Consider the following 21782-nt stretch of genomic DNA (forward strand, 5'->3'; position numbering starts at 1 on the left):
TTCACATCGAAGGAGTGCGCGTGAATGTCCGCCGTAGTGAGGCTGTCGACAAAGTCGACTCCCCGATCGAAACGCCTGGTTCGCCGAACTCCCTCCGCGAAGCCGGGGTAGCCCTCGCAGGGCTGTCGGCGGTGTTTCTGTTCGAGATGCTCGACAACTCGATCCTCAATGTCGCCCTGCCGACCATCGGCCGCGAGCTGTCGGCGTCGACGACTGTGCTGCAGTGGGTCACGGGCGTGTATGCCGTCGTGTTCGGCGGGCTGATGCTGGCCCTCGGCGCGCTGGCCGACCGGGTCGGCCGCCGCAAGGTCATGCTGATCGGGCTGGTATTGCTGGGCGTGGCAAGCCTGGCGACCGCGTTCGTCACCACAGCGGAGCAGCTCATCGCGATCCGCGCGGCGATGGGCGTCGCCGCCGCGATGACGACGCCTGGTTCTCTCGCCCTGGCGTTCCGCCTGTTCGACGACGACGTGCTCCGCGTCCGTGCGACGACGTTGATCTCGACCGTGGGCCTGGTCGGACTCGGGGCAGGGCCCATGGCTGGTGGCTTCGTACTCGCGTTCGCGCCGTGGCAGGTGCTGCTGCTGGTGAACGTGCCGATCGCCGCACTCGCGTTCATCGGCATTCGACGCGGCATCCCCGCCGACAGGGCGGACGAGCTGCACCGCGACCCGATCGACGGCGCGGGTGCCCTGCTCGGCACGGCCACGATCGTGCTCGCGCTGGTCGCACCGACGCTGTTCGTCGACTCGGGCGCCACATCGCCTCTCCCATGGCTGACCACGGCAGCGGCCGTCGTTACGGCAGTGCTGTTCGTCGTCCGTGAGCGTTCTGCCCGCCATCCACTGCTCGACCTCGGACTCGTCGCTCGCCCACTCGTGTCGAGCGGCCTGGCGTTCAAAGCCGCCGCAGGCCTTGCGACCGCCGGCCTCGGCTATCTCGTGACCCTGCAGCTCCAGCTCGACTGGGGCTGGACGCCCGCGCAGGCGGCCATGGGAATGCTGCCGCAGGTCGTCGTGCTCGTCGCCGGTGGTGCTCTCATCGGTCCGCTGGTCAGGCGCGTCGGTCTCGACAAGGCCGCCTGGCTCAGCGCCGGAGCCGTTGTGTGCGGGCTCGCCGTCTACGGGCTGCTGGGCCGCTTCGGGTACGTGTGGGTCGCCCTCGCGCTCGTGCTCGTCGCCGCCGGTATGCGCGTTGTGGGTGTCGTCGCCGGGACCAACGTGATGCGCGGCCTCCCGGCCAACCGCACCACCGTCGGAGCGGCGCTGGTGGACACCGCAAGCGAGGTCACCACCGGAATCGGCATCGCTGTCGGCGGGACCATCCTCGCGGCGCTCTTCACCGGCGATATCGCCACATCGAGCTGGAGCACTCACCAGACCACGGAGTTCCGCGACGCGGTCACCTGGGCCGGCCTCACGCTCACGGTCCTGGCTGCGGCGCTGGTGGGGTGGGGCATCACCCGCGCCCGGGCCGACCGTGGAGGATCCGCGTATTCCGTCGGCACCGTGATGCCGACGGAATCGAAGCGGTTGGAGTGAGACGGATTCGAGGCGTGGGCCGACTGCGGTGCCGCCGGACAGGACCAGTGATCGGATCCGCTCGCGTGCCGTTGCCCCGGCGTTCGCCTCAGTCGGCTGCGTACGTTGCCTCTCCTGCGGTCCTTTCCCCCGCCCCTTCCCCGGCCCCTTCCCCGGTCGCTTCCGCAAGGTACGAGGACTCGATCGCGTCCAGGTTTCCGCGCAGTTCCTTCGGGGTGCCCGTCATTGTGATGCGGCCTCGGTGCAGGACGTACACGCGGTCCGCGATGTCCAGCGCCTTGCGCACGTGCTGTTCGACCAGCAGCGCGCCCAGACCGTGGTCGGCCGCCTCCCGGACGGCGCGCAGGAGACGGTCGACCACGAGCGGGGCGAGGCCGAGCGAGAGTTCGTCCGCGAGGAGCAGCTTGGGGGCCCGGCACAGGGCGCGGGCCAGCGACAGCATCTGCTGCTCACCGCCGGACAGCATGCCCACGCCGACCTTCAGACGTTTCTCGAGTTCCGGGAAGAGCTCGATCGCCCGGTCCGGCGTCACCCGGCCGACCCGCAGGTTGTCGGTCGTGTCGAGTCGGGTGAAGACGGCCCGTTCACCGACGTATGCGAGGCCCTCGCGGGCGCGCCGGTGCAGAGGCGCGTGGCCGGGGGTGCCCAGCCAGCTCACCTCTCCGCTCATCGGGGCCAGGTCGCCGGACAGCGCCCTGAGTGTCGTGGTCTTGCCCGCGCCGTTGGGGCCGAGCAGGGCGACGACCTCACCGGGACGAACCTGTATGTCGAGGTCTCGTACGACGGGCCGGGTGCCGTATCCGGCAGACAGGGCGCGGGTCTCGATCAGGGGCACGTCGATGTCGTGCACGGGCTATCTCCTCAGCCGGATGAGCTCGGTCAACAGGATCAGCCGGATCAGCCGGACGACATGGCTGTCAGCATCTTCCGGACGTCGACGAAGGTCGATCCGGGCTTGGCCCACTCGATCTTGCCGTCGCGGATGGTCAGTTCGGTGGCCGTGGCGTTGTGGATGCGGTCGAGGCCCTTGATGGGCAGAGCGGTCGACGCACTCCAGGTCAACGGCGGGGTCAGACCGCCGGTGTCGATGCCCGTGGTGGTGTCGAGTTCCCGCACCAGTGCCTTGGCCGAGATGTCCGGGAGCTTCTTGACCGCCTCGGTGAAGACCTTGAACGCCACCCAGGTCGTGCCGTTGGCGCCGTTGGTGGGGTCGATGTCCTTGTTGCCCTTGATGGCTGCGAGGAAGTCCTTCCAGGCGGGGTCGGAGGTCGACGGGTAGTAGCCGGTGATCGCGGAGCCCTCCAGCGGGCTGTTCGCACCGCCGGTGCTCTCGGCCAGCTGCGGGGTGAGATTGCCGACGACGCTGCCGAGCTTCGTCTTCGCGCCGGACTGGACGTACGACGTCACGAACAGGTCAGAGTGCGTGCCCAGGATGACGTCCACGCAGTCGCTGCCCTTGGTCGCCGCGGCGACCTGCGGCGCGAGGTCGGTCGAGGTGACCGGCACCTTGAGGTCCTTGGGCGGTGTCCCTCCGGCGGAGACCGCACCGAGGGTGAGGAACTGCGAGACGATCGCCGCGGCGGCGACGTCGTAGCGTACGCCGGAGATCTTCTTGCACCCCTCCTGCACCAACTGCTGCCCGTGTGCCGCGAACACGACCGGGGTGCCGCCGTTCACCGGGAACGACAGCGGGTTGGAGAACTCCGCGGCTGAGACGCCGGTCCCGCCGAGGTAGGGGATGCCGGCCTTCTGCAGGATGGGCATGTAGCGGTCGCCCGCGAGGCTGTACGAGCCGACGACCGCGACCACCTTCTCGGCGACCGCCTGCTGGGCGCACTTCTCGGCCTCGTCGGGGTCGTTCTTCTCGTTGCAGGTGAGGACCTTGAGCGGGCCGCCCTTGATGCCGCCGTTGGCGTTGATCCACTTCTCGTAGGCCTGGGCGGTGAGGCGGACCCCGGGCTGTGCGCTGCCCTGGGTGTCCTCCGGTGTCCAGACCATCACCTTGACCGGTGCGCCCTTCAGGGAGGTGCTCTCCGTGGAGCTGCCGGCGGCCTCTCCCCCGCAGCCCGCTGCGAGCAGGACTCCGGTCACCGCGAGACAGCTCGCTGCGGCTGTTCTGCGTCGGCGTGAGTCGTTCATGGTTCCTCCGCGGTGCTCGTCGTCGAGATGCGAACAGCATGGGGTGCGTTTTCGAGTTAGTGAAGTACTCTCGGCACAATTATTTAACTGAATGTGCTGTCTCGTCCGTTGCCCTGTCTGCTGTCCCGTACTGCCCCTGGGAGGTTCCCCGATGGACGACATCCTCAGGTTCGCCCTGCTCGGCCTGGGTCTGGGCGCGCTCTACACGCTCACCGCGCACGGCATCGTGCTGGTCTACCGAGGGTCCGGCGTCCTCAACTTCGCGCACGGCTCGATCGGGATGGCCGGCGCCTACGTCCAGTGGGAGCTGGCCGGCCGGCACGGTGTGCCGTACTGGCCGGCCATGGCCTGCGGGGTGCTCGCCTCCGCGCTGCTGGGAGTGCTCACCCATCTGCTGGTGCTCCGCCCGCTGCGCCGTGCGTCCACGCTGGCCCGGCTCGTCGGCACCCTGGCGGTGTTCATCGTGCTCACCGCGATCGCCGTCAAGCGCTACGGCGACAGCCTGCAGCTCGTGCCCGGCAAGCTTCCGACCCGGCTGCTGACGATCGCCGGGGCGACGGTGACCGAGGACCGCGTCTGGCTGCTCGCCATCGCGGTCGTCGTGACCGCCGTCCTCCATCTCCTCTACAAGCACACCCTGTTCGGTCTGGGCACCACCGCGGTCGCGGAGAACGAGGGCGCCGCCGCCTCGCTCGGCTGGTCCCCGGACCTGATCGCCACCGGCAACTGGGCGCTGGGCTCGGCGCTCGCGGGGCTCACGGGCATCCTGATCGTGCCGGTCATCGGGCTGTCGGTGACCGGGCTGACCACCCTGCTGCTGAGCGCTCTCGCCGCCGCCCTGGTCGGCAGGTTCTCCTCGTTCCCCGTCACCCTGGCGGGTGGTCTCGTCATCGGCGTCGTCCAGTCCGAACTGACCCGCTTCGGCTCCGACGTCACCGGGCTCGCCTCGTCGGTGCCGTTCCTCTTCATCGCGCTGGTGCTGGTCGCGCGTGGCAAGGCACTGCCGTTGCGCGGCACGTTCCTGGACCGGCTGCCCGCCCTGGGCTCCGGCCGGGTCCGCCCGGTGCCGCTGGCTCTCGCCGTCGCCTTGGGGCTGCTGCTGGTGAGCCTGTCGACTCCGCTGTGGGCCGACGCGATCACCACCACCCTGGTGATGGCGTTGATCATCCTGTCGATCGTCGTGGTCACCGGCTACGCGGGACAGGTCTCCCTCGCCGCCTACGCCCTCGCCGGGACCGGCGCCTTCATCGCCGGGCACGCGGCGGCCGACTGGGGCTGGCCCTTCGAACTCGCCCTGCTGGCAGGCGTGTTGGGCACGGTGCCGATCGGCCTGCTGTTCGCGCTCCCGGCGGTCCGCACCCGTGGCGTCAACCTCGCGATCATCACGCTCGGGCTCGGCACCACCCTGGAGGCGATGGTCTTCCAGAACACCGACCTGTCGACGACCCCCGGCAGCGACGGCATCGCCGTGGGCAAGCAGACCCTCTTCGGGATCAGCATCTCGGGGGTCGACCATCCGCAGCGGTACGCCACCGTGGTGCTCGTGATGTTCGTCGCCGCCACCCTCGTGGTCGCCAACGTGCGGCGCAGCCGGTCCGGCCGCCGTCTGATCGCCGTACGGGCGAACGAGCGTGCCGCCGCCGCCCTCGGCATCGACGTCCGCGCCGCCAAGCTCTACGCCTTCGGCCTCTCCGCCGCCATCGCCGCGCTCGCCGGGGTCCTCACCGGTTTCCGCTCGACCTCGGTGGTCTTCTCCGACTTCGCCAGCTTCGAGTCCATCACCGCGCTCGGGCTCGCGGTCATCGGCGGGGTCGGCTTCCTCGTCGGCCCGCTGTTCGGCGCGACCTTCGCGGCGGGCACGGTGGGTGCCCGGTTCGGGGACCTGGTGCTGCCCGGACTGAGCGAGTGGATGCCGCTGATCGGCGGGATCATCCTGGTGCTGACACTGGTGGGCAACCAGGACGGTATCGGCAGAGAACTCGGCAGACAGGCGGCGGGCGTGCAACACAGGCTGTCCGCCAGGCGCGTCGCGAGCGCGCCGGAGACCGTGCGCGGGGAGGCGTCGGAAACGGTGCGCCGCGCGCCGCCACTCCCCCTCCACATACGGGATCTGACCGTGCGTTACGGCGGTGTCGTCGCCGTCGACGGGTTGTCGCTGGACGTGGAGCCGGGCCGGGTCGTCGGTCTCATCGGGCCCAACGGCGCCGGCAAGACCTCCGCGATCGACGCCGTCACCGGGTTCACCAGGGCCGCGTCCGGCAGCGTACGCCTCGGCGACCGCGACGCGACCCGCCTGCCGGTGCACCGCCGGGCCGCCGCCGGACTCAGCCGGTCCTTCCAGTCGCTGGAGCTGTTCGAGGACATGACCGTCCTGGACAACCTGTACGCGGCCTGCGACCGGCCCGGCCGGTGGACGTACCTCACGGACCTGATCCGCCCCGGCAGCCGTCCACTGCCCGCCCATGTACTGGTCGCCGTAAGGGAGTTCGGCCTCCAGGAGAGTCTGGACCGGCCGGTGGGCGACCTGTCGTACGGGGAGCGGCGGCTGCTGGCCATCGCCCGCGCGGTGGCTGCCTCGCCGTCCGTACTGCTCCTCGACGAACCGGCGGCGGGGCTGTCCGACGACGAGACGCGGGAGCTGGCTCACCTGGTTCGGCGGCTCGCCGAGGAATGGGGCATGGGGGTGCTGCTCGTCGAGCACGACGTCGACATGGTGATGAGCGTCTGCGACCAGGTCGTCGTCCTGGACTTCGGCCGCCGGATCTGCGCCGGTACGCCGGAGGAGGTGCGCCAGGATCCGGCGGTCCGGGCAGCCTACCTCGGCGACCTGGAGCCGGAGACAGCGGTCTGAAGCGAGGCCGGAGGCGCTTCCCGTACGGGAAGCGCCTCCGGCCTCGCTTCTTCAGGCGTCCCGCAGATCCGCGACGTACGGCTGATGTGACAGCAGTCCGCCGTCCACGCGCAGGGTGTGCCCGGTGATGAAGGCGGACTCGTCGGAGGCGAGGAAGACGACCGCCGAGGCGACGTCCTCCGGGCGTCCCAGGCGCGGTGTGAGGTGATGGCGCAGCATCGCCTCCCGGATCGCCCCGTGCGCCGAGCCGGAGCTGGCCGGCGTGACGATGAACCCCGGTGCGATGGCGTTGCAGCGCACGCCCTGTTTGCCGTACTGGGTGGCCACGTACTGCGTGAGGTTGATGAGGGCGGCCTTGGAGGCGCCGTACGCCGGGTTGCGCAGATCGCCCGCGAGGCCGGCCCCGGACGACGTGTTGACGATCGAGCCACCGCCCCGCGCGATCATGTGCGGTACGGCGGCCTGGATGGCGACCATGGTCCCCCGTAGGTTGATGCGCATCGTGTCGTCCCAGACCGCCGGGTCGGCCTCCAGGACGGCGAGGTCCAGGCGGGCGGCCAGGTGGGTGGCCGCCGCGTTGTTGTGCAGGACGTCGAGGCCGCCGTATGTGTCGACGGCCGTGGCCACCATGGCCCGTACGCTCGCCACGTCACCCAGGTCGACCGGGACCGCCGTCGCGGAGCCCCCGGCGGCGCGGATCTCCTCCGTCACCGCCTTGGCGCCGTCGAGGTTCAGGTCGGCGACCACCGTGTGCGCGCCCTCTGCCGCCAGGCGGCGGGCGGTGGCCGCACCGATGCCGGACGCGGCGCCGGTGACGATCGCTACCTTGTCTTCGAGTCGTCCCATGACCGAATCGCCTTTCTTAGTCGGTGAGTCGGCTGCCGACAACGGACACGAAGGAGACGCATTCGCCAGGTCCGCCGCCAAGGTTGTGCGTGAGGGCGAGCGAGCGCCCCTCTGTCACGGATCTGGCCGTCCGCTCGGGTGGCGCCTCGCCGCGCAGTTGGAGCCAGGCCTCGAACATCATGCGCAGGCCCGAGGCGCCGATGGGGTGGCCGAAGGCCTTCAGGCCGCCGTCCGGGTTGACCGGCAGTGAGCCGTCCAGGTCGAACGCTCCGCTGGTGACGTCCTTCCAGCCCTGTCCGCGCTCGGAGAAGCCCAGGTCCTCCATCAGCACCAACTCGGTCGGCGTGAAGCAGTCGTGCACCTCGGCGAGGGCGAGTTCGGCGCGCGGGTCGGTGATGCCCGCCTGCCGGTAGGCCTCCTGGGCGGACGCGACGACCTCGGGGAAGGTCGTGAAGTCGTAGGCCGGGTCGAGGAGTCCGTCCGCCGGACCGGCGACGAAGGACAGCGCCTTCACGAAGATCGGCTTGTCGGTGTACCTGTAGGCGTCCTCGGCGCGTACGACGATCGCCGCCGCCGAGCCGTCCGAGACACCCGAGCAGTCGAACACGCCGAGCATGCCCGCGATGATCGGGGCGGACCGGATGCGTTCCAGCGGCACTTCCTTGCGGAACTGGGCGCGGGGGTTGCGGGCGCCGTTGACGTGGTTCTTCCAGGCGATGCGGGTGATGACGTCCTTCAACTCCTCCTCTGCCAGGCCGTACTTGGCGGCGTAGGCGGGGGCGAGGAGGGAGAAGTTGGCGGGGGCGGTGATCTCACCGCGGCTGTCGTCGCCCGCGCCCGGGATGGCGGTGCCGGACAGCCCGGACATGCCGGAGTCCTTGAGCTTCTCCACGCCGACCGCCATGGCCATGTCGTACGCGCCGGAGGCGACGGCGTAGCAGGCGTTGCGCAGGGCCTCGGAGCCGGTCGCGCACATGTTCTCGACGCGAGTGACCGGCTTGTTGGGCAGGTGGAGCGCCCGGCTCAGGGTCAGCCCGGACACGCCGGAGGCCTGGGTGCCGAACCAGAACGCGTCGATGTCGTCGAGGGTGACGCCGGCCGAGGTGACCGCCTCACCGACGGCGTCGATCAGGAGATCGTCCGCCGAGCGGGTCCAGTGCTCGCCGAAGGACGTGCAGCCCATGCCGACGATCGCGACCCGGTCCCGGATTCCGTGCGAGCTCATCCGCGTGTCTCCTCGGTGTCGTCGGTGTTGTCAATGTCGTCGGTCTCATCGGGCTCGCCCGTGCGTACCGGCCGGGCCTTCCAGAAGTAGTTGTGGATCCCGGCGGCGGTGACCGTGCGGCGGAACGTCATCTCCACCCGGGCGCCGATGACGGCGTCCGCCTCCGTCGCGTCGGTGAGCTGGCAGCGGAACCGGCCGCCGCCGTCGTAGTCGACGACCACGACGAGCATCGGCGGACTCGGTGTGTGGGCCAGCCGGTCCACCGTGAACGTGGCGACCGTGCCGCGTACGTGTTCCATCGGCTCGTCGGCCATGGCGTCGACACTCCGGCAGGAGGTGCACACCCGGTCGGGCGGCAGATGCCGGGTGCCGCACTTCTCGCAACGGGAGGCGACGAAGCCGTACTTCCAGGCGGTACGGCGGTGTGCGGGCGGGGCGTAGGGCGGCTCGGGGTCCGGGCGGCGGGGTGGTTCGCGGTCGAGGAGGCCGCGCCAGGTGAGGTAGGTGGCGTACGGGATGGGGGCACTGCCCTCGGCGATCTGTGCGGCGACCGGGCGGGTGCTGCGGTGTGCCGGGAGCGCGTCGGTGGCGCGCAGGAGGAGGACTCCGGCGCCGTCACCGAGGACGACCAGCGCGATGACCTCGCCGGGGCGGGCACGGTCGAGGACGTCGGCGAGGAGCAGGCCGGGCTGGGCGGTGCCGGCGTTGCCGATCGCCGCGGCGAGGTCCGGGGTCGCCGCCTCGGGTCGTACGCCCGCTGTACGCCGTACCGTCGCGCAAGCGCGTGCGTGCAGGCCCGAGACGACGAAGTGGTCGATCGCTCCGATGTCGAGGGCAGCGTGGTCGAGGGCGGCGGTGAGCGCCTTGTCGGCCAGGGACACGTAGATCTCCTCGGCGAAGCGCTCCTCCCAGACGCGGGAGGTGGGTGCGCCGGGGAGGCGCCAGCGGTCGAGGAGTTCGTCGCTGACCGTGTCGTGGGCGAGCAGTTCGGCGATGACGGGGGCTCCGTTGCGGTGTCCGCCGAAGGCGAAGGCCGCCGCGCCGTCGCCGCCTGCGGTCTCGTCGGCGCCGCCGGGCAGGCCGGTGCGCAGGTCGGACAGGACCGCGAGCGTCGGGACCGGCGAGCGGGCGGCGGTGACCAGCGCGCCGAGGACGGAGCGGACCGAACCGGCCATGTCGGCGGCGAGGACGTGCTCGTCGAGGCCCAGCGCCGCGTGGACGGCGGTCGCGTTCGTCTTGTCGAGGTAGGCCGGTGCGGCGGTGGCCAGGAAGAGCTGGCCGATGCGGGCGCGCAGGCCGTCGCGGGCCAGGGCGACGCGGGACGCCTCGACGGCGAGGGAGGTGGTGTCCTCGTCGTAGCCCGCGACCGCGCGGGTCCCCTTGCCCCCTCCGGTGCCGAGTACGGCGGCCACGTCCGCGCGGGCGAGGCGGTGGTACGGCACGTAGGCCCCGTAGGCGATCAGTCCGGCCATGTCAGCGTCCTCCAGGGGTGTTCGTGAGGTCGGTCGGCCGTTCGAAGACGGCGGCCAGGCCCTGGCCGCCGCCGAGGCACATGGTCTCCAGGCCGTAGCGGGCCTGGCGGCGGTCCAGTTCGCGCAGCAGGGTGGCGAGGATGCGACCTCCGGTGGCGCCGACGGGGTGACCGAGCGAGATGCCGGAACCGTTGACGTTGAACCGCTCGAAGTCGGTCTCGGTCAGGCCCCATTCGCGGGTGCAGGCCAGTACCTGGGCGGCGAAGGCCTCGTTGAGTTCGATCAGGTCGATGTCGGCGAGTTTCAGCCCGGCCCGTTCCAGGGCCCTGGCGGTGGCGGGCACCGGCCCGATACCCATCGTCTCGGGCGGCACGCCGACGACGGCCCAGGAGACCAGGCGGCCCAGCGGGCGCAGGCCGAGTTCGGCGGCGCGCTCGGGGTGGGTCACGATGCAGAGAGCGGCGCCGTCGTTCTGTCCGCTGGCGTTGCCCGCCGTGACGGTCGCGTCGGGGTCGTGGCGGCCGAGGACGGGGCGCAGCCTTCCCAGCTTCTCCAACGAGGAGTCTGAGCGCGGGTGTTCGTCGGTGTCGATGACCGTCTCGCCCTTCCGCGTACGCACGGTGACGGGCACGATCTCGTCGGCGAACCGGCCCTCCCGTTGCGCCGCGAGGGCCTTCTCGTGCGAGCGCAGGGCGAGTCGGTCCTGTTCCTCGCGGGGGATGCCGTACGCGCGCCGCAGGTTCTCGGCGGTCTCCAACATGCCCCCGGCGACCGGGTGGTTGACCCCGCCGGACGTGACGCGGCCACGGGCCAGCCGGTCGTGCAGCGTGGTGCCGGCGCCTCGCACTCCCCAGCGCACGTCGGTCGTGTAGAACTCGGCCTGGCTCATGGACTCGACGCCCCCGGCCAGGACGAGGTCGCTCGCGCCGGTCTGCACCTGCATCGCCGCGGTGATGATCGCCTGGAGTCCGGAGCCGCAGCGGCGATCGATCTGGAGTCCCGGAACCTCCACGGGCAGTCCGGCGTCCAGGGCGGCGACGCGGCCGATGGCGGGGGCCTCGCCGTTGGGGTAGCACTGGCCCAGGAGGATGTCGTCGACAGCGGCGGGCGGTATGCCGGTGCGGTCCAGTACGGCGCGTACGACCGTGGCGGCGAGCTCGGTCGCCGGCACATCGCGGAAGACGCCTCCGTAGCCACCGACAGGTGTACGCACGGGTTCGCAGATCACCGCGTCACGCAGGAGGGCGGGCATCAGGCATGCCTTTCGTGAGTGGTCACATGTACCGGCCGCCGGTCACCTCGACCACGGCTCCGGTGACGTAACCGGCCAGGTCGGAGGCGAGGAAGAGGACGACATTGGCGACCTCGGCGGGTTCGCCGGCGCGGCCCATGGGGATCTCCGCGAGCTTGGCGTCCCAGGCGGCCGGGGGCATCGCCTCGGTCATGGCGGTGCGGATCAGGCCGGGCTGTACGGCGTTGACGCGGATGCCCGCCTTCGCGAGCTCCTTGGCGGAGGCCTTGGTGAGGCCGACGAGTCCGGCCTTGGCGGCGCTGTAGTTCGTCTGGCCGAAGTTGCCGACCTTGCCGGCGATGGAGGAGATGTTGACGATGCTGCCGCCATGTCCGTGCGCGCGCATCGCCTCGGCGGCGTACCGGGTGCCGTTCCAGGCGCCGGTGAGATGGACGTCGACGACGGCACGGAAATCGGCGAGGGCCATCTTGCGCAGGGTCGCGTCCCGGGTGATCCCGGCGTTGTTGACCATGACACCGACGGGTCCGAAGGTGTCGGTGCAGTGCGCGACGAGGGCGGCGACCTCGTCCTCGTCTGTGACGTCGCAGCGCAGCGAGGTGGCGGCCACGCCGTGCTTGACCAGGCGTTCGGCGGCCTCTGCCACCGCGTCCTCGTTGATGTCGCCCAGGACGACGGACGCGCCCTCGGCGCCGAGTACTCCGGCGATCTCGAAGCCGATGCCCTGTGCGCCGCCGGTGATCACCGCGTTGCGGCCGTCCAGCAGTCCCATGTCAGCCCGCCCCTGGCTCGACGCTATTCCTCTCAAATAGATAACCTATTATGCTGAAACAATCAATACAGCGATGAGCTGTGCGAGCGGGGCCGGACGAGGAGTGACGCCAGGTGGACATCAGCTATCCCCCGGAGGCCGAGGCGTTCCGTACCGAGGTCAGGGAGTTCCTCGCCGAGACGCTGCCGCCGGACTGGCAGGGCATCGGCGCCCTGGCCGAGGAACCAGCCTGGGCCTTCGCCCGGGACTGGCGCCGACTGCTCGCCGAGCGCGGGTATCTCTCCCTCACCTGGCCCGAGCAGTACGGCGGACGCGGCCTGTCCAAGCTCCACCAGGTCGTCCTGATGGAGGAACTCGCCCTGGCCGGTGTGCCGTTCGGGCTGCCGCAGGACACCTTCGGCGTGAAGATGCTGGCGAACACGCTGCTGCGCTGGGGCACGGAGGAGCAGAAGGCCCACTTCCTCCCCCGCATCCTCAGCGGCGAGGACACCTGGTGCCAGGGGTACTCGGAGCCGGACGCCGGCTCGGACCTGGCGTCGCTCACGACCCGCGCCGTACGGGAGGGCGACGAGTGGGTGATCGACGGCCAGAAGGTGTGGACGTCCGGTGCCCACCACAGCGACTGGATCTTCGTCCTGGCCCGCACCGACCGGGACGCGTCCAGGCACCGCGGTATCTCCTTCCTCCTCGTCCCGCTCGACCAGCCGGGCGTCGAGGTGCGGCCGTTCCGCATGATGAGCGGGCAGCTGCACTTCAACGAGGTGTTCCTCAGCGGCGCCCGGACCCGCGCCGATCTCGTCGTCGGCAGCGTCGACAACGGCTGGACCGTCGCCCAGAGCCTGCTGGGGGTCGAGCGCGGGGAGGAGGCGGCGACGAATCCTGTCCTCTTCAAGGCGGAGGTGGAACGTCTCGTCGAGCTGGCCCGCCTGTACGGCAAGGACACCGACCCGGTGATCCGCCAGCGGATCGCCTGGTGCTGGTCCAAGGTCGAGATCATGCGCTATCTCGGCTACCGGATCCTCACCGGCTGGCTCAAGGGCGCCGAGCCGGGCCCCGAGTCGTCGATCGCCAAGTTGTACTGGAGCGAGTACCACACCAAGGTCACCGACCTGGCGATGGACATCATGGGCCTGCACGGCCAGGTACCGGTGGGCCGGCCGCCTCTGCGCACCTACCGCGCCGACGACCCGGGCGCCGCGAACTCCTCGGCGTCCTGGTCGACGACGTATCTGATCGCCCGCTCGGGCACGATCTACGCGGGGACCTCGCAGGTGCAGCGGAACATTCTCGCGGAGAAGGTGCTGGGGCTGCCGCGCGAGCCGCGACCCTGATCACCGGCCGTCGGCCGCCGGACACGCCTTGCCGCCGTCAGCGCAGGGCCCCCTTGGTGGCGTCGGCGATGAACCCGCGGGCGAAGAAGGTGAACACCAGCACCAGCGGGATGACCGACAGCAGCACCCCGGACATCACCATGCTGTAGTCGGTGGAGTGACCGGCGTACAGCTGGGCCAGCGCCACCTGGAGGGTGAGGCGGTCCGGGTTGACCAGCATCACCAACGGCAGGATGTAGTCGTTCCAGGCGGCGATGAAGGTGTAGATGCCGAGGAACGCCAGGGCCGGGCGGACGCACGGCAGCACCACGTGCCAGTACAGCCGGAAGAAGCCGGCGCCCTCGATACGGGCGGCGTCCAGCAGTTCGTCGGGGACGCTGGTGGTGGTGTACTGGCGCATCCAGAAGATGCCGAAGGCGTTCGCGGCGGCCGGCACGATGAGCGCCTTGAGGGTGCCCAGCCAGCCGAGCTGCACCATGATCTCGTACTGCGGGATGATCGCCAGCTGGGTCGGCAGAAGGTACATCGACAGCAGCACGCCGAAGAAGAACTTCTTGCCGGGGAAGTCGTACTTGGCGAAGGCGAAGGCAGCCAGCGAGTCGAAGAACAGCACCAGTACCGTCGTGCCGACCGCGACGATCACCGTGTTGAACAGTGACCCGAAGAAGTCCATCTTGTCGAACAGGTGCTGGATGTTGGTCAGCAGGTTGCCGCCGAACCACAGCTTCGGCGGGTAGCTGTAGATGTCCTGCGAGGTGTTCGTCGCCATGACGACGATCCAGTAGAACGGGAACACCGAGATGACCACGCCGAGCATCAGGATCACATGGACGCTCAGCCCACGGACGCGCTTGCGGTTCATGCCGTTCACGGCCGTCGCTCCTTACGCTGCACCAGACGCCAGTTGACGAGGACGATGAGCAGGATCACCAGGAAGAAGGCCCAGACGATGGCGGCGCCGTAGCCGAAGTCGTTGTTGTCGAAGGCCTGGTGGTAGAAGTACAGCAGCGTGGTCAGACCGGCCTGGCCCGGGCCGCCGGAGTTGGGGTTGGTGGCCGCCTCGCTGCCGAACAGCACCTGGGGTTCGGTGAAGCTCTGCAGACCGGTGACGGTGGAGACCACCACGGTGAACAGGATGATGGGCCGCAGCAGCGGGATCGTGATGGAGAAGAAGATCCGGGCCGGGCCGGCCCCGTCCATCCGAGCCGCCTCGTAGACCTCCGAGGGGATCGCCTGGAGGCCGGCGAGATAGATGATCGCGTTGTAGCCGGTCCACTGCCAGGTCATCAGCGCGGCGATCACCAGCTTGATCGTCCACTCGTTGCTCAACCAGGGCACGGCCGACACGTGCAGCGATGTGAGGATGGCGTTGATCAGACCGAAGTTGTTGCTGAAGATCGCGCCGAAGAAGATCGCGATGGCCACCAGCGACGTGATGCTCGGGATGAACAGGGCGACCCGGTAGAAAGCCGTGAAGCGCTTGGTGGAGTTCACCAGCACCGCGAGCACCAGCGCGAGGCAGAGCATGGGCACGGTCGACAGCACCCAGATGACGAGGGTGTTGCGCACGGACAGCCAGAAGATCGGGTCGTCCCACAGGAAGCGGAACTGCTGGAACCCGACGAACTGCATGTCCCCGATACCGTCCCACTTCTGGAACGCGAGGAACACGGTGTAGAGCACCGGGAAGAGCATGAAGACCGAGAAGATCAGGTAGTACGGCGAGATGGCCAGGTACTGCGGCCAGTGCCTGGCGACCCGCCGTCGCGACCCGGGCCTGGTCCCGGCCGACACCGGCCGGATCCGGCGGCCGGGCCGGCCCGGACCGCCGCGCAGGCGGTCCGGAGCCGGTCGGCCGACGCGGCCGGTATCGGATCCGGAGGCCGGTCCGGTGGGCGCCGGGCCGGCTACCGGGGTTGACGACATGTCACTTCACTCCCTGACGCTCGGCGATCTGCTTGGCCTGGCTCACCGCGTCCTTCCAGGCCTCGTCGGGGTCCTTGCCCTTGGCCTCGATGCTGGTCAGCTCGCTGAAGAAGGGCGCGGAGACCGCCGAGTCGGCCGGTGCCTCGTAGGCCGTGGGGATCCTCTCGGCCGCCGGACCGAAGATCTCGATGGTCTTCTGGCCGCCGAAGAAGGCGTCCCCGCCGGTCAGCGCGGGCAGTTTGTACGCGGCCGGGGCGGTCGGGAACAGGGCGGCATCGGTGAAGCCGCGGGCCTGGTTCTCCGGGCTGAGGATCCAGCTGATGATTTTGAAGGCCTCTTCGGGGTTGCCGCTGGTCGCGGGGATCGCCAGGAAGGACCCGCCGAGGTTGGACGGCCCTCCCGGCAGGCTCGCCACCCGCCAGTTGCCCTTGGTGCCCGGGGCCGCGTTGCTGATGTCCAGCGCGTGCCAGGCGGCCCCGATCTCGGTGCCCAGGGCTCCGTTGCTGATCGCGGCGTTCCAGGTGTTGTCGTTGATCTTGGCGTCGATGCCGAGGGTGTAGGGCTTCACGGCGGTGGTCCAGGCGGTGCGGATGTGGTCCTGGTCTCCGATGAACTTGTTGTCCTCGTCGATGAACCGCTGGGTGCCCTGCCCGATGATCATCGAGAACACCGAGCCGATGTTGTTGATCAGAAAAGTCTTCGGTATCGCCTTGTGCAGTTCGACGCCGGCCTTGAAGTAGTCGTCCCAGGTGGACAGTTCGGCGGAGACCTTGGCCGGGTCGGTGGGCAGGCCCGCCTGCGCGAAGAGGTCCTCGCGGTAGAACGTGGCGCACGGGCCGATGTCGATCGGGAAGCCGATGAGCTTGCCGTCCTGCGTGGTGGCCTGCTTCAGCTTCCACGACAGGTACTGCGGGACCAGTTTGTCCGCGCCGACGGTCTTCAGGTCGATGAAGCGGTCCGCGTTGGGCAGGAAGGAGGCGATGTCCTCGCCCTTGATGCCTGTGATGTCCGGGGCGGACTGGGCGGCCCGCAGACCGGTCAGCAGCTTGGTCTTGAAGTCGCCGCCGACCTCGGAGGTCTTGAGGGTGATGTCCGAGAAGTGGGTCTTGGCATCCGCGACGACCTTGTCGCTCAGGCCGCCCGACCAGTACCAGAGGGCCAGGTCCTTGCTGTCCTTGCTGCCGCTCGATCCGGAGCCGCCGCCGCACGCTGCGGTGGCTCCGGCAGCGGCGGCCGTCAGTACGGCGGCCTGAAGGAACCGTCTGCGGGAAAGGTCCACGTTCTTCTCCTGGATTTCGGTGGGTTCGGCGAGTTCGACATGTCCGGCAGGACCTGTGAGGAGTGGGCCGCGGAGGGGCGCGGCAGGAGGCCGGGTGGCTGAAGAGCATCGGCGTAGGTGGGAACCCTTCAGCCACCCGGGGTCGTGCGACCCGGTCCTCTCAGACGGTGCCGACGCGTCCGTGACGGCGGAATATGCCGTTCATCCGCTTCGGCCGACCGGAGTGGGGTCCGGACCTGGGCTCTGAATTACGCAAGAGAGTGCACCCGGTGCGCGAGTTTGACAAGGGTCAAGCGAGTATCGAGACATTCATGCGCGACTTTGCTTGAGTTTGGAGAGTTCGCGAGTATGGTCTGCCGCATGCTCCCTGACCGAAGACATCAGCTGATCCTGCGCGTCCTGCGCACGGACGGGCCCACGTCGGTGGTCGCCCTGGCCGGGAAGGTCGGGGCGAGTGAGGCCACGACCAGGCGCGACCTCGCGCAACTCGAGGACGAGGGACTGCTCAAGAGGGTCTACGGAGGTGCCGCCCCCGTCGTGGGCGAGGACGACCCGTTCGCCGACGTGGCCGGCGAACGGGTCGAGGCGAAGGACGCCCTGGCCGCCTGGTGCGCAAACCTCGTCAGGGACGGCGAGGCCGTGCTGCTCGACATTGGCACCACCGCCCATCGGGTGGCCCGCCATCTGCACGGCCGGTCCCTGACCGTGATCACCAGCAACCTGGCCGTCTACGAGGAGCTCCAGGACGACAAGGACGTGCAGTTGATCCTGCTGGGCGGCGTGGTGCGGCGCGACTACCGTTCGCTGGTCGGATTCCTCACCGAGGACAATCTGCGTCAGGTCCACGCCGACCGGCTGTTCCTCGGCACCAGCGGAATCCGCCCCGACGGTCAGGTGCTGGACACCACCGCCGTCGAGGTGCCCGTCAAGCGGGCGATGATCGCGGCCAGCGCCCAGGTCGTCCTGGTCGCGGACGCGGGCAAGTTCCCCGGCACCGGAATGGCCCGGGTGTGCGGCCCGGAGGAACTCGACATCGTGGTGACCAACGCCCCGGGGGACGAGAAGACCTGCGATCGACTGCGTGAAGCGGGAGTCGAGGTGGTCGAAGTGTGAGCTCACGGTCCTGGACGGCGGGCGCTTCCGGGTCCGGCCGGCCTACCGCGCGCTGCTGGGCGGCCACGGCGAAGGGCGCGGCGGCCGGACGTCCGGCGCGTCACCGACGTGACCCCGTACGACCCGCACGCCTCCCGGCTGCCGACATCCACGAGTTCCCGGCGGACCAGGCGGCCGGGCATCCTTGCCCGTCGGCCGCCGGCCGCCACCGCCAGCGATCGCGATCGCGCGCACGCCTTCAGGGCTTTGGCCATCCGCCCGCTGATCGACTCGTACGCCGCCGCCAAGTGCCTGCTGGACACCCCCAGCAGCGCTTCCCCGACCTCGCCTACCTTGGCCGCTGACGTTCGAGGACCTCCAGCGGCGGGACCGGACGCGGCCCTGTTCCCGGGCGCCAGCCCGCGTCGAGTTTGCGCAGGCCCACCCCGTCCGGTGCCCAGATGTGGCAGCTGTTCAGCACGCCCGCGGTGGGGCTCGGGCCGACGGTGGGGTCACCACCGTCCCTGCGTCGTACGTAGGCGGAGAGAGACGCCTGGACGACCGCGGGGCCGAGCACGCGTGCCAGTTCGTACAGGTGGGTGCACCCGGAGATGCCCCGGAACCGTTCCTGGATCGCCCGGTTGTACCCGGCGGCCACGCAGAGCCCGACGAGACCGTCGAAGACCGGCGTGATGAGCGGGCACTCGGCGTGCGGAAAGCTCCGCATGTCCGCGTCGGCGGCCACGATCACCATGTCCGGGAGGCGCACGCGCACCGCCAGCACCATCCGGTGCACCACGGCGACCGACGGCTTCGCCCACGGCCGCTCGTCGCACAGCTCCGCCTCGACCGAGATCTCGTCGCCGCCTTCCTCCGCGTAGGCGTTGACGGTGACGGTGCGGCGGTGCAGCGGGAGTTCGGTGCGGGTCATGACGAGGACTCCTCCAGCTTCGGCAGGGCCTCGCCCAGCCCGGCGAACGCGGGCTGTCGGCGCTCGATGAAGCTGAGTACGCCCTCGCGGTAGTCCGGGGCGCGCTTTGCCGTGGCCAGGAGGGCGGCAGCGTGGTCGCGGCTGTCGGTGAAGGTTCTCGCCTGGTCGTCGGCGAGCTGCCGCTTGATGAGGGAGATCGCGTACGGGCTGGCCGAGCGAGCCAGTTCGGTCGCGTACGCGAGGGCCGCGGGCAGCAGGTCCTCCGGCTCGACCAGGCGGTTGACCAGGCCCATCGACAGGGCCTCCGTCCCGGTGATCCGGCGCGACGAGAGCAGCAGATCGGCGGCGTTGCCGTAGCCGACCAGCCGGGGCAGGAGCCAGGACACGCCGTCCTCGGCCACCAGGCCGCGCGCGCTGAAGGCGGCGGCGAACTTGGCGCCCGGCACGGCGAACCGGACATCGCACATCAGCGCCTGGTTGAACCCGATGCCCGCGCACGCCCCGTTGACGGCCGCCACGACGGGCTTCGGGAAGAACATGGGACGCGTACGCGGAGGCAGCTGGTCCGTCGGCCACGGACGGGCTCCGGACGACGCCCCGTCCAGCACGCTCATGTCCATCCCCGGGCAGAAGCCGCGTCCAGCGCCGGTGAGCACCACGGCCCGGACCCGTGGGTCCTTCTCCGCCCGGTCGAACAGCTCGTTGTAGAGCAGCTCCATCTCCAGCGTCCAGGCGTTGTGCCGCTCGGGCCGGTTCAGAGTGAGCAGCATGACTCCGTCGTCGGTGAGCTCGGTGAGGATCACCGGGGTCGGATTCTCGGTCATCGAGGTCGCTCCCACAGGCCTGTTGGCCTCACAGCCAAGCTTTATAGATAGATGAATCATCTATATACCAAGGACGCCTGGGGCACCAGATCGGCCGCCTCGAAGGGAAGATCATCCAACCCTTGACCTGGTACCCTCGATACACTAAGACGATTCATTTGGCTATATCCCGGAGAAGGAGTGCTCATCGTGGCCGAGGCAGCCCGTGCAGCAGAAGCGGCGACCGCGCCCGCCCAGTCCCGCCACCGCGTCGGACGCCAGGTGCGAGTCCCGAAGACCGCCGAACTGGTCGCCGCGCACCTGCGCCGCCAGATCGTACGGGGCGAGATCAACCCCGGTGACGCGCTGCCGCCGGAGTCGGGCCTGATGGAGCAGTTCGGCATCTCGCGGCCCACCCTGCGCGAGGCGTTCCGCGTACTGGAGTCGGAGTCCCTCATCACGGTGCGCCGCGGCGCCCACGGCGGAGCCCGGGTGAGCGCGCCGGACTCCGACGTCGCGGCCCGCTACGCCGGCCTGATCCTCGAGTACCGCGGCGCCACCCTGGGCGACGTCTACGGCGCGGCGGCCCTCATCGAGCCGCCCTGCGCCCGTCAGCTCGCCACCAAGCACACGGCGGACGACATCACTCGACTGCGTGACGCCGTGGCGGCCGAGAAGGCCGCACTGGACGACCCGCTCGCCCTGGTCGACGCACAGGACGCCTTCCACGCGCTCCTGATCGAGCTCACCGGCAACCAGACCCTGATCCTGCTGTGCAGCATGCTCCGCAACATCATCGACCGGGCCAACGCCGCGTACACCGTGGGCGCCACCGACGCCAAGGCCCAGAAGGCCCAGGCCGTCAAGGGACACCGGGCGCACGTGCGCCTCGTCGGCCTGATCGAGTCCGGCAAGGCGGACGAGGCCGAGAAGCTCTGGCAGCGGCACATCGCCGGCGCCGACGACGTCGTCAACGCCGCCGGACCCAAGACGGTCCTCGAACTCATCGACTGACCAGCGGTCCCGTCATCATTCCTGGCTACCCCTTGCCTCCTGGAAACAGTTAGATAATTATAGGAGGCGTACTGAATAGATCCTGGGGTCCGGAGGCGACGGCCATGGCCGAACAGCGCAAGCGCATCTTCGACTGCGACCAGCACATGTACGAGGAGCGGGACTCCTTCACCCGCTACCTCCCGAAGGAGTTTCTCGGCACGGCAGTCGCGCCGGTGACGCTGCCGGACGGGCGCGAGGTGATCCTCGCCGGGGACCGCATCGTCGTATGCCTGGAACCGGAGTTCGGGCAGGTCTACCGTCCCGGCTCGCTGAAGGAGATGCTCAAGGCGATGGCCTCGGGCAATCCGGACGAGACCTACCAGTTCGAGCCGATGCACGAGTCGTACCAGAACCGTGACGCCCGGCTGCGGGTCATGGACGAGCAGGGCCTGGACCAGACGATCATGTATCCGGGCGGCTGGGCACTGGTCGCCGAGGAGTACGTGAAGGGCGTCGAGCCGCTCTACGCCAACTACCACTCGTTCAACCGCTACATGAACGAGGTGTGGGGCTTCGACCACCAGGGCCGCATCTACGCCCCCGCACTGCTCTCGCTGCGCGATCTGCCCAGCGCGGTCAAGGAGTTGGAGTACGTCCTGGAGCAGGGCGCCCGCTTCATCCTGCTGCCCACGGGACCCGTGTACGGCCGCTCACCGGGCGACCCCTACTTCGACCCGTTCTGGAAACTGGTCAACGAGGCCAAGGCGAGCGTCTGTTACCACATCAGCGAGTTCTACTACAACTCGCAGGTGGCGCCGTCCTGGGGCTTCGACCCCAACCCCATCCACTTCCGGATGTCGGCCTGGCAGTGGCAGAACACCTACGGCCAGCGGCCTGTCGAGGAGACGCTGTCCGCGCTGATCTTCGACAACCTCTTCGGCCGCTTCCCCGACATCAACGTCCTGGTGTCCGAGTTCGGCGCCGAGTGGGTGCCGCACTTCGTGCGCCACATGGACAAGAGCCGGGGCATGGGCCGCAACGGCCCCTGGATCGGCGGGCAGTTGGACGAGCGTCCCAGCCAGGTCTTCCGCAAGCACGTCCGCGTGGTGCCCTACCCCGAGGACGACACCGTGGCCCTCGTCAAGCGCCTCGGCCACCACGAGTCCATCGTCATGGGCTCCGACTTCCCGCACGCGGAGGGCCTGGCCAACCCGGCCGACTTCCGCAAGCTCATCTCGGAGCTCGACGAGTCCGTCCAGGACGACATCATGTTCAACAACGCTCAGCAGTTGATCAGCCGCTGAGCGTCGCACCCCGCCTGGCGGCGGG

The 21782-nt window shown here is 69.6% G+C and carries 18 protein-coding genes; 6 read left to right on the forward strand and 12 right to left on the reverse strand.

Annotated elements, in window-relative coordinates; translation table 11 throughout:
• The first annotated feature begins 20 nt into the window (after positions 1 to 20).
• Positions 21 to 1541 carry an MFS transporter gene (locus G3I56_RS11790; protein ID WP_343239922.1) on the forward strand — a complete coding sequence of 507 codons (1521 nt, stop codon included), beginning with the start codon at positions 21 to 23 and terminating at the stop codon, positions 1539 to 1541.
• Between the two features lie 88 nt (positions 1542 to 1629).
• Here G3I56_RS11790 and G3I56_RS11795 read toward each other — a convergent pair whose 3' ends face one another.
• Both G3I56_RS11795 and G3I56_RS11800 read right to left on the reverse strand, forming a co-directional pair.
• Entirely contained in the window at positions 1630 to 2391 is a 762-nt protein-coding gene (locus G3I56_RS11795) for an ABC transporter ATP-binding protein (RefSeq protein ID WP_343239923.1), read from the reverse strand.
• Positions 2392 to 2438: 47 nt separating this feature from the next.
• Positions 2439 to 3680, reverse strand: coding sequence for an ABC transporter substrate-binding protein (locus G3I56_RS11800; protein WP_164408878.1), 1242 nt, complete (start codon positions 3678 to 3680; stop codon positions 2439 to 2441).
• Between the two features lie 151 nt (positions 3681 to 3831).
• On the opposite strand from G3I56_RS11800, the gene G3I56_RS11805 reads away from it, so the two are divergent.
• Positions 3832 to 6531: a branched-chain amino acid ABC transporter permease/ATP-binding protein gene (locus tag G3I56_RS11805; protein ID WP_164408879.1), complete on the forward strand. Its 2700-nt coding sequence runs from the start codon at positions 3832 to 3834 to the stop codon at positions 6529 to 6531.
• A 51-nt stretch (positions 6532 to 6582) separates the two neighbouring features.
• On the opposite strand, the gene G3I56_RS11810 is transcribed toward G3I56_RS11805, so the two are convergent.
• The 5 genes from G3I56_RS11810 to fabG are packed head-to-tail and all read right to left on the reverse strand — an operon-like array spanning position 6583 to position 12095.
• A complete protein-coding gene (locus G3I56_RS11810; RefSeq protein WP_164408880.1) occupies positions 6583 to 7377 on the reverse strand; it encodes a glucose 1-dehydrogenase in 795 nt (264 codons plus the stop codon).
• 16 nt (positions 7378 to 7393) lie between these two features.
• Positions 7394 to 8602, reverse strand: a complete 1209-nt coding sequence (locus G3I56_RS11815) for an acetyl-CoA acetyltransferase (protein WP_164408881.1) — start codon at positions 8600 to 8602, stop codon at positions 7394 to 7396.
• On the reverse strand, positions 8599 to 10074 hold the full coding sequence (locus tag G3I56_RS11820) for an OB-fold domain-containing protein (protein ID WP_164408882.1): 1476 nt from the start codon (positions 10072 to 10074) through the stop codon (positions 8599 to 8601). Before G3I56_RS11820 ends, G3I56_RS11815 begins: the two co-directional genes overlap by 4 nt.
• Position 10075: 1 nt before the next feature.
• Positions 10076 to 11326, reverse strand: coding sequence for an acetyl-CoA C-acetyltransferase (locus tag G3I56_RS11825; RefSeq protein ID WP_203689722.1), 1251 nt, complete (start codon positions 11324 to 11326; stop codon positions 10076 to 10078).
• 22 nt (positions 11327 to 11348) lie between these two features.
• Positions 11349 to 12095 carry a 3-oxoacyl-ACP reductase FabG gene (gene fabG / locus G3I56_RS11830; protein ID WP_164408883.1) on the reverse strand — a complete coding sequence of 249 codons (747 nt, stop codon included), beginning with the start codon at positions 12093 to 12095 and terminating at the stop codon, positions 11349 to 11351.
• Positions 12096 to 12208: 113 nt separating this feature from the next.
• Here fabG and G3I56_RS45005 point away from each other — a divergent pair, with 113 nt between their 5' ends.
• A complete protein-coding gene (locus tag G3I56_RS45005) occupies positions 12209 to 13426 on the forward strand; it encodes an acyl-CoA dehydrogenase family protein (RefSeq protein WP_164408884.1) in 1218 nt (405 codons plus the stop codon).
• 37 nt (positions 13427 to 13463) lie between these two features.
• On the opposite strand, the gene G3I56_RS11840 is transcribed toward G3I56_RS45005, so the two are convergent.
• Genes G3I56_RS11840 through G3I56_RS11850 form a run of 3 tightly spaced genes read right to left on the reverse strand, consistent with a single transcriptional unit; the run spans position 13464 to position 16631 of the window.
• A complete protein-coding gene (locus G3I56_RS11840; protein ID WP_164409149.1) occupies positions 13464 to 14288 on the reverse strand; it encodes a carbohydrate ABC transporter permease in 825 nt (274 codons plus the stop codon).
• Positions 14289 to 14293: 5 nt separating this feature from the next.
• The gene (locus G3I56_RS11845) at positions 14294 to 15352 is read right to left on the reverse strand and encodes a sugar ABC transporter permease (protein ID WP_203689723.1); all 1059 of its coding nucleotides are present in this window, start codon (positions 15350 to 15352) and stop codon (positions 14294 to 14296) included.
• 1 nt (position 15353) lies between these two features.
• Positions 15354 to 16631 (reverse strand): extracellular solute-binding protein, encoded by a 1278-nt coding sequence (locus G3I56_RS11850; protein WP_164408885.1) that lies wholly within the window; start codon positions 16629 to 16631, stop codon positions 15354 to 15356.
• Between the two features lie 360 nt (positions 16632 to 16991).
• Between G3I56_RS11850 and G3I56_RS11855 the strand changes: the two genes are divergently transcribed.
• The gene (locus G3I56_RS11855; RefSeq protein ID WP_164408886.1) at positions 16992 to 17744 is read left to right on the forward strand and encodes a DeoR/GlpR family DNA-binding transcription regulator; all 753 of its coding nucleotides are present in this window, start codon (positions 16992 to 16994) and stop codon (positions 17742 to 17744) included.
• Between the two features lie 328 nt (positions 17745 to 18072).
• Here G3I56_RS11855 and G3I56_RS11860 read toward each other — a convergent pair whose 3' ends face one another.
• Positions 18073 to 18654: a DUF2889 domain-containing protein gene (locus G3I56_RS11860; protein WP_164408887.1), complete on the reverse strand. Its 582-nt coding sequence runs from the start codon at positions 18652 to 18654 to the stop codon at positions 18073 to 18075.
• Positions 18651 to 19478, reverse strand: coding sequence for an enoyl-CoA hydratase-related protein (locus tag G3I56_RS11865; RefSeq protein ID WP_164408888.1), 828 nt, complete (start codon positions 19476 to 19478; stop codon positions 18651 to 18653). The genes G3I56_RS11860 and G3I56_RS11865 overlap by 4 nt, the downstream gene beginning before the upstream one ends.
• A gap of 189 nt (positions 19479 to 19667) precedes the next feature.
• On the opposite strand from G3I56_RS11865, the gene G3I56_RS11870 reads away from it, so the two are divergent.
• Together G3I56_RS11870 and G3I56_RS11875 are read left to right on the forward strand one after the other, a co-directional pair.
• On the forward strand, positions 19668 to 20471 hold the full coding sequence (locus tag G3I56_RS11870; RefSeq protein WP_164408889.1) for an FCD domain-containing protein: 804 nt from the start codon (positions 19668 to 19670) through the stop codon (positions 20469 to 20471).
• 104 nt (positions 20472 to 20575) lie between these two features.
• Positions 20576 to 21757, forward strand: coding sequence for an amidohydrolase family protein (locus G3I56_RS11875; RefSeq protein WP_164408890.1), 1182 nt, complete (start codon positions 20576 to 20578; stop codon positions 21755 to 21757).
• The last annotated feature ends 25 nt before the right edge of the window (positions 21758 to 21782 follow it).

This window comes from Streptomyces sp. SID12488, assembly GCF_010548275.1.
GTDB lineage: Bacteria > Actinomycetota > Actinomycetes > Streptomycetales > Streptomycetaceae > Streptomyces.